This is a genomic window from uncultured Porphyromonas sp. (genome assembly GCF_947254915.1).
Classification (GTDB): domain Bacteria; phylum Bacteroidota; class Bacteroidia; order Bacteroidales; family Porphyromonadaceae; genus Porphyromonas.
Genome location: NZ_CAMYEZ010000102.1, coordinates 1 through 7,724 on the forward strand (window position 1 = coordinate 1; position 7,724 = coordinate 7,724).

Sequence of the window (7,724 nt, forward strand, 5' to 3'; positions counted from 1 at the left end):
CTCTACAACCTCATCAACGAAACAATCCATCGTGGACAGCAGATCCACGTTGTCTTCCCTATGATTGAGGGAACCGAAGAGTCTGACTTTGCCAATCTTGAGGTGGGTTACAAAGAGTATGTAGAGCGATTTGGCGAAGAGCGAGTCGTCTACGTTCACGGACGACTCAGTGCCGAGGACAAGGCGGAGCAGATGGAGCGCTTTGCCTCGGGAGAGGTGCCGATACTCCTTGCCACGACGGTTATCGAGGTCGGTGTCAACGTGCCAAACGCTACGGTCATGGTGATCAACGATGCGCAGCGCTTCGGACTGGCTCAGCTACATCAGCTGCGAGGACGCGTGGGACGTGGTGGCGACAAGAGCTACTGTCTCCTGGTCACGCCCGACGACTTGCAGGGCGATGCCAAGCAACGTATCGATACGATGGTCGCCACGCAAGATGGATTCAAGATAGCGGAAGAGGATATGCGCCTACGTGGCTTCGGACAGATGGAGGGTACACGACAGAGCGGCACTCTAGCGGGCATCAGCATAGCCGACCCCGTGGCAGACTACAATCTCCTCGCCCTCACACGGCTAGACGTCAACTACCTCCTCGACTACAGCCCCCTCCTTGACGAACCAGACACAGAGCTTTACCGCATCAACCTCGAGCGCATCCACCCCAACGCCCACCACTGGGGACAAATCAGCTAATCCCCACTCCCATTAAAGGAGCTTTGGGATGACAAAATGAGACTTAAAGCCTAGTAAATAGCGTCTGCAAAGATAATCCAGCCGATCACGAAGCGCAATACCTGATGAGACTGCTGCATCAGTCTCCTGGTGCACGGGACGTATCTCTGTAGTCTTCACACGTCTCAAAAGATTATAAAGAAGAGCGATACAACAAACGAGCTAGGTCAATCTTCTATATCACTAGGGCTGACGTATTATAGCGGACGAGTGCATCTACACCTCTATGAAAGAATTCGGAAGGTGGAGGAAATCGGGAAATTCATCCGTAGATATTCTAGATTATCCAGCGAGGGACGAACAAATTCTTCCGAACTTTCATTTCATTCTTCCGAAGTTTCATTTCATTCTTCCGAAGTTTTATTCCGCCCCTCGGTGGGGAGTTTTCGTTTTCTCGTGAGCTATTGGGGAAATTCCTCGGGAGTTATCGGACTTAGCGAAGATGCAGTAGCAACTATAGCGCTACACAGTCAAGCTCAATCCTCATATTCCAAAGTTGTCGTCAAGCGCAGTTAGTGAAGTACAAAGATATAATGCGTCAGCCCTGTCTATATCACTTATTGCTATCCAATAAAAGTTTTAGAAGATAAGCCTTCTTATTTTACTGAACAGCAATATTTTCAAATAGATCAAAGGAGGTGTGACAGGAGTTGCTCGGTAAGGGCGAGATGTGTGTAGGTGGCGTAGCAACGCCCCGTATGCCATAGTGCAGTCGCCACGGGATCGCCCCACGCATTGTACTGCTGCGCTACCGTGGGGAGCGGGTCGATGATGCGAGAGTAGTGGAACTCGTGTCCACGCACCGCCACGCCCTCTATCTCGAGCTGTCGGTAGCCGAGGGCTAGTCCGCGCTGCTGCATCGTGGCGGTCTGCTGTAGCGCCCCCACAAGCGGATAACTGCGCCCCTCCTCGTCAACAATCGCTTCGCAGAGAAGAAGCATGCCTCCGCCCTCGGCAAGCATCGCTCCGCCCCCACGGATGTAGTCGCGAAGGCTGTCGAGCATAGATTTATTGGCGGACAACTGCTCCAAATGTAGCTCGGGATAACCACCAGGGAGATAGACGAAGTCGCTCGGCGGAAGCTCCTTGTCGGCGAGCGGACTGAAGTAAGTCACCTCGCCCCACTGCTCTAGCTGACGCACATTCTCCTGATAGAGGAAGTTGAAAGCGTCGTCACGAGCCACGGCTATACGACGAGGCGTTGACGAAACTTGCTTTTGCAAAGCAGGAGCTTCGTGGAGTCGCTCCTTTCGCTCTGAGGAGATGGCTAGGAGGCGGTCAATATCTAGATGTTGCTCTAAGAGGTCGGCCACCTGATCGGCGTAACGGTCTATCTGCGCCAAGTCGTCAACGTCCAGTCCTAGATAACGACTAGGAATGGCGATGTCTTCTACACGAGGCAGCGAGCCCAGCACGGGCACGCCCGCATCTGCGGCAGCTTGCGTAAGATAGGTTAGGTGACGCTCCGAAGAGACCTTATTAAAGATGACTCCCGCTATCCGGACCCTAGGGTCAAAGTGCTGCAACCCGTAGAGCAACGGAGCCACCGTATAAGCCATCGAGCGCGGGGTCACGACCAGCACGATGGGCAGGTCTAGGAGACGAGCAATGTCGGCCGCAGAACCTTTGTCCCGATCGTAACCGTCGAAGAGCCCCATCACCCCCTCCACGATGACCGCCTGAGCGTCCTGACTATAATGGTCGTAGAGCGCCTGCACGCGCTCGGCACCGTACATAAAAAGGTCCAGATTGACCGCCGGGCGACCCGTAGCCACGCTGTGTAGCTTAGGATCTACGTAGTCGGGGCCACACTTGAAAGCTTGGGTGGCCAGACCGCGACGTGTGTAAGCACGGAGGAGACCCATGGTGAGCGTGCTTTTACCACTCTCAGAGAGGGGCGCAGCGATGAGAAGGGAGGGAAGAGTTGACATAAGTGATTGACTAAAGTTGTGAGTCGGGAATGAGAAGAACCTCGAGCTGAGCCGATGGAACGAGAGGTTTGCAGACCTGATAACAGTGATCAACGAGGCTTTGGTAGAGAGGGTGCGTACCGTCAGGGAAGATCTGCCACAGTTCGCGGGCCAGGGTCATCTCGTTGATCTGTTGCTTCTGCGCTTCGGTTGCTCCAGCGGCAGAGGCGAGGGCGATGATGAAAGCTTTGTCCATCACCACCTTCTTGCTATGTGTGTCCAGTTCGCCAGCCGCCAGCTTGACCGCCTTGCCGATCATGATGCCGAGGGTAATCTGCGGGAAACCCAGTTCGTTGGCTAGGCTGAGCGTCTCTCCGATGAAGTTGCCATACTGAACGAAAGCGTTGGCGGGGAGGTCGGGAAAGCGCCCCTTGAGGTAGCGCTCGCTACGTCCGCCAGAGTTAAGCACGAGATGCTTGCCATAGACCGACTTGCTCACCTCCAGCTCACGACGTATCGACTCGACAAAGGCTTCGCTCGAATAGGGACGCACGACGCCTGTAGTGCCGAGGATAGAGATGCCGTCTAGAATGCCGAGCCGTGGATTGAAGGTGCTGTGGGCGAGCCGTCGTCCCTCGGGAACGGAGATGGTCAGGTCAATGCCTACTTGGGAGAGGTCGACCAAAGCGCCGAGTGCTTGGCGCATCATCTGACGCGGGACGGGGTTGACGGCAGGCTCTCCGACCTCTAGTCCGATGCCAGGGAGGGTAACACGCCCTACCCCTTCGCCCTGTAGGAAGGAAACCCCACTATGAGCCTGCGTGAGCGACAAGTCAGCAACGATCTCTGCGCCATCCGTTACGTCAGGGTCACTGCCCGCATCCTTGATGGCAACCGCTCGAGCGCCGTGCTCCGTAAGCTCCGTATGCTGGATGGGAAAAGGAACCCGTTCGCCCTGAGGAAGGGTTACGGTTACCTCGCTGTAAGACTCCTCGTTGAGCAGTGTGAGCAGGGCTGCCGTAGCAGCAGCTGTAGCGGTGGTGCCAGTCGTCAAGCCAATGCGCTGAGGAAAGAAGTCGCTCCCCAGCAGTCGCTCGATGGAGCGACGAAGACCTACGGGACCCTCGACAGTGACGGTAGCAGGATAAGGGATCTGTGGCCTTCGAATAACCAGCACGGTGATGCCGAGGGCTAGAGCCTCCTCCACTTTTGCCGCAAAGCCACTCGTGTCGCCACTCTCCTTGAGTAGGATCATGTCTGGTCGTAGCGTGGCGAAGAGCTCTCGGTCACACTGCTCCTTGTCATAGTAAACCACCCGCTCTGGCGGGAAGTCGCTCTGCCGTAGTCGCTCCTCGGTCTCTGCGATCGGCATCACCCGCAGATAGGTCTCGTGCTGGGTCCAGTAGGCTCTCAGTCTCTCGATCGAGTTGACACCCGTCAGGGCGAGCAGTCGCCGAGGTTGCTCCTTGAGCAGATATGTCAGCGCTGCATCAAAGGAGTCCAGCGACACGACCGAGGCGGGCAAAGCGGGAAAGGTGCGCTCGTACCGTATCACAGGGAGCTGCAGGCGGGACACGCAGTCGGCCACGCTCTGGTGAACGCCCATTGCGAAGGGGTGCGCCGCATCTACGATGAGGGCTATCGATCGCTCCGTGCAGAAGTGCGCCATCTCCTCGCCATTCATTCCGCCCTCTAGACGGATCCCGTGGTGCATCGTGAGCTCTTGCGAAGCGCCTCGTGTGGAATAGTAAAAGGGTTTGCCCGCTTCCTCACACACCTCGAGCGCTTTGCGCCCTTCTGTGGTTCCTCCGATGATTAGGATCATACGTTTGAGGTGTGAATGGAGAAGTGTAAGGTCTCGGGGTCGAAGTCTATTCCCTTTGCCGCAAAGTAGCTTGGCAAAGTCCCGTCACCAGCGAGCGTCTTCGGCGGACCCATATGTAGCTTGTGGTCATCATCGAGGAGCCACACCTGATCAGCTATCTGAAGAGCCAGCTCTAGGTCATGGGTAGAGAGGAAAATCGTCTTGTGCGTCTCACGAGACAAGCGAAGAAGGAGCTGAAGCATCTCCACCTTAGAGGGAAAGTCCAGGAAGGCAGTCGGCTCGTCCAGTAATATGATAGGAGTCTCCTGCGCCAGCGCCTTGGCGATCATCACCTTCTGGCGCTCGCCGTCACTGAGCGAGTCGACCATGCGCTTGGCTAGAGGCTGTATGCCGACCAACTGTAGCGCCTCGTCGACCGCCTGACGATTACTCTCGTTCATCTGCCCCCAGAAACCCGTATAGAGACTACGTCCTAGGGCGATCATCTCGTAGGCAGTCGTATTGCTCATGATAAGTCGCTCCGTTAGCACGACGCTGATACGATGCGCCAGCTCTTTGGCACTGTATTGCTGTATCTCCTTACCCTCGACCAGGAGCGCCCCGCCGAGCTTCGGCTGAAAGGCTGCGATCGTCCTGAGTAGCGTCGACTTGCCCACCCCATTTGACCCGATAAGGCAGGTGAGCTGTCCCGACCAGATGGTGGCATTGAGCTGGCTCGCTACGACGCGCGTGCGCTTCATCTGGTGATACCCTATTGATAGGTCACAAAGCTCTATCGTTGCGTGGCTAGTCATACGATTACAGTTGCTCTCTACGTCGTTTGTCAAATAGTACCCAGATCACGATCGGAGCGCCAATGAGCGCCGTCACCGAGTTGATCGGTAGCGCCCCCTCCATGCCTGGCATGCGGGCGATCAAGTTACAGCAGAGCGCCAGGAGCGCCCCGACGAGCGTCACGGCGGGCATCAGTGTCAGATGATTGGAGGTGGCAAAGATGGTGCGACAGAGATGCGGGACCGCCAGTCCGATGAAGACGATCGGACCGCAGTAAGCGGTCACGATAGCGGTCAGCAGGCAGGCCGAGAAGATCACTAGGTGGCGTGCCCGTCCGTAGTTTAGCCCGAGACTGCGGGCGTAGTTCTCCCCGAGGAGCATCAAGTTCAGCACCTTAATCAGCAGGAAGGAGAGCGGTATCAGCACCAGCATGATCAGGACAAAGGTAGTCACCTGATCGCCACTCACCTTGGCAAAGCTGCCCAAGCCCCAGATCACATAGCTGCGCACATCCTCATCATTGCTAAAGAACTTCAGCACGCCGATGATTGCATTCGCTATGTAGCCGATCATCACACCCATAATCAGTAACACCACATTGCCACGGACACGCTGCGCCATCGTCATGATGATTGACATTACGAGCATCGCTCCGAGGAGTGCCGCCACCGAGACAGCCATCTCCCCCACGAAGCCCATCCGCACCAGTGCTCGCTGGCTAATGCTCCCCGAGAGGAGGATAAAGGTCGCCACACCTAGACTAGCTCCCGAGCTAATACCTAGCTCCGAAGGGCCCGCCAGCGGATTGCGAAAGACTGTCTGCATCTGCAGTCCGCTAATGGAGAGCCCCGCCCCCGCCACTAGTGCCGTAATGGTCTGCGGGTAGCGACTCTTCCAGATGATGTTGCGCCAGATCTCATCGCCGCCAGCATCCGCCCCAAAGAGTATGCGTACCACCTGGTCAAAGGGGATAGCAATCGTCCCCAGCGATAGGTTGAGCACGAAGAAGACTACGATGAGGAGTGCTATGACTGTAAAGGCTATAATCGGACGTCGCATAGCTTCCCTTAGCGGGTTAATATCGAGTAAAAGACCGGCTCATGGTCAGGCAGTAGCTGCGGGTGAAAGGCGTGAATCAAGTCCGCCAAGACCACCTCCGGCTCCACGGGCGAAAGCTCATAGAACGGTCTCTCCCGCAGATTGCAGTACAGTACCTGCTTATCCCGATAAGCTTTGAAGTCTCGGTAGCGCGCATCCGTCTTGCCCAGCACATCGTAGGAGAAGGTGCCATCGTAGCTATTCGCAATGCGCCAGTAGTCCGCATCGGCAGCCTTAGCATAGACCGTCTCGAAGTCTACGTAGAAGCCTCCCGACTCCTTATCGTCTGCCATAAAGTAGTCCGCACCTGCATCCTCAAAGAGGTGTGCCAAGTAGCTTGCGCCACCCACCACGTACCAGTTGCCGCCGTGCAGTTCACCGCTAAGCACCTTCGGACGTGGCAAGTCCTCGGTGATCAAAGCTTGTAGCTCGTGGTAGCGCTGCTCTATCGAGCTAAAGATCGTCTCCGCACGCTCCTCCATGCCCAGCAGGAGCGCCGTAAACTTAAGCCACTCAGCCTGCCCCAGCGGGGAAGTCTCCTTGTAGCCCAGGAAGGTAATCAGCGGTATGTCTAGCTGCTTGATCACATCGTAGCCACCCCGCTTGAAGGGGCTTACTAATATAATGTCTGGTCGCAGAGCCATGATTAGTTCGCTATCGAAGTTCCCCTCGATGCCGATCCGCTTAGCAGCGCCCGAAGCCAGCCGTGACTGCATCTCCTCGTTGAAGAGAAAGCGCGTACTCGGCATCCCCACGACTCGATCCACCGCATCAAGCTTGATAAAGTTAGAGAGCTGTAGCGTCGTCATCACGATGACCCGACGCACTGGCGTCTCTATCATGGTGTAGCCCTCTGGCACCTCAGCAGCCAGCTCCTGCGCCTGTTCACGAGGCACCAAAGCGTAGCGATACACCTCATTACTGTCATGCGTTGGGTCAGAGATAGTAACCAGCGTCACCGCCCCTGTGCGCTTGATTTGGAGCCCCTCGGCATAACGTATCATAGCAGTGCTATCCACCTCTGAGCCCTCCGCAGTGCCCTCGTCAGAGCCTCCCTTACCACAGGAGAGCAGTAGTAAGGAGAGCACTAGACCACTCAGCAAATATCTCATACAGCGTAATGTATCCATCTCGTTATTGATCTGTTGCACTGCAAAGATACACAAACGACTCGTCCTAGCTCTAAGGTACCCGTACCCAAATCTCGCCAATCTCATTGCCAGCCTGCTCAGCGTGCTGAGGTGTAGCAATATTAATCTCTAACTTCTAATACTCTAACCGCTTTTTCCACCGAAGAATTATCCAATCTCTCGGTGAAAATTATAGATTATCCAGTGAGGAACGAAGAAATTCTTCCGAACTTTGATTTCATTCTTCCAAAG

6 protein-coding genes are annotated in these 7,724 nt (G+C 55.7%); 1 reads left to right on the forward strand and 5 read right to left on the reverse strand.

Annotation, left to right across the window (positions count from 1 at the left end):
- Positions 1 to 696: helicase-related protein (locus Q0X57_RS06565; RefSeq protein ID WP_297729293.1), on the forward strand; the 696-nt coding region annotated here is incomplete at its 5' end.
- Between the two features lie 668 nt (positions 697 to 1,364).
- Here Q0X57_RS06565 and Q0X57_RS06570 read toward each other — a convergent pair.
- Genes Q0X57_RS06570 through Q0X57_RS06590 form a run of 5 tightly spaced genes read right to left on the reverse strand, consistent with a single transcriptional unit; the run spans position 1,365 to position 7,454 of the window.
- Positions 1,365 to 2,666 carry a cobyrinate a,c-diamide synthase gene (locus tag Q0X57_RS06570; RefSeq protein WP_297729296.1) on the reverse strand — a complete coding sequence of 434 codons (1,302 nt, stop codon included), beginning with the start codon at positions 2,664 to 2,666 and terminating at the stop codon, positions 1,365 to 1,367.
- 10 nt (positions 2,667 to 2,676) lie between these two features.
- The gene (cbiD, locus tag Q0X57_RS06575) at positions 2,677 to 4,470 is read right to left on the reverse strand and encodes a cobalt-precorrin-5B (C(1))-methyltransferase CbiD (protein ID WP_297729298.1); all 1,794 of its coding nucleotides are present in this window, start codon (positions 4,468 to 4,470) and stop codon (positions 2,677 to 2,679) included.
- On the reverse strand, positions 4,467 to 5,297 hold the full coding sequence (locus Q0X57_RS06580) for an ABC transporter ATP-binding protein (protein ID WP_297729301.1): 831 nt from the start codon (positions 5,295 to 5,297) through the stop codon (positions 4,467 to 4,469). Before Q0X57_RS06580 ends, cbiD begins: the two co-directional genes overlap by 4 nt.
- Complete coding sequence (locus Q0X57_RS06585; RefSeq protein WP_297729303.1) at positions 5,269 to 6,303, reverse strand: iron ABC transporter permease; 1,035 nt, start codon at positions 6,301 to 6,303, stop codon at positions 5,269 to 5,271. Before Q0X57_RS06585 ends, Q0X57_RS06580 begins: the two co-directional genes overlap by 29 nt.
- Before the next feature lie 8 nt (positions 6,304 to 6,311).
- The gene (locus Q0X57_RS06590) at positions 6,312 to 7,454 is read right to left on the reverse strand and encodes an ABC transporter substrate-binding protein (protein ID WP_297729305.1); all 1,143 of its coding nucleotides are present in this window, start codon (positions 7,452 to 7,454) and stop codon (positions 6,312 to 6,314) included.
- Positions 7,455 to 7,724: the final 270 nt, after the last annotated feature.